The organism is Algoriphagus aestuariicola (assembly GCF_017254835.1).
GTDB lineage: Bacteria > Bacteroidota > Bacteroidia > Cytophagales > Cyclobacteriaceae > Algoriphagus > Algoriphagus aestuariicola.
This window is the reverse complement of record NZ_JAFKCW010000077.1, coordinates 1-283: the sequence shown is the minus strand read 5'-3', so window position 1 is coordinate 283 and position 283 is coordinate 1. Positions and strand designations below refer to the sequence as shown.

Sequence of the window (283 nt, the reverse complement as noted above, 5' to 3'; positions counted from 1 at the left end):
AGGCGGACGTAGCGCTGGCGATCCAGGCCTATTGCCTGACGATCGCCGGCTGGGATCGCGTTTAATCAGTCAAGACGCAGAAAGCTGTCGGCATCGCGCCAGGCCGGGAAGGCGCTGCGGTAACTCTGCAGGGTTTCCAGCGACAGCTCGGCGTCCAGCCGCGAGGCTGCGCCGGGCTCGGCATCCGCCAGGATCTCGCCCTGCGGGCTGATGATCAGGCTGTCTCCGCTGTAGTTCAGGCCGTTCGGATCGTCGCCCACCCGGTTGCAGCCCGCCACATACA

1 protein-coding gene is annotated in these 283 nt (G+C 66.1%); it reads right to left on the bottom strand.

Annotated features, from left to right (window positions below; translation table 11 throughout):
• Positions 1-65: 65 nt before the first annotated feature.
• The coding region (locus tag J0A67_RS23725; RefSeq protein ID WP_317195076.1) for a nitrilase-related carbon-nitrogen hydrolase at positions 66-283 on the bottom strand (218 nt) is incomplete at its 5' end.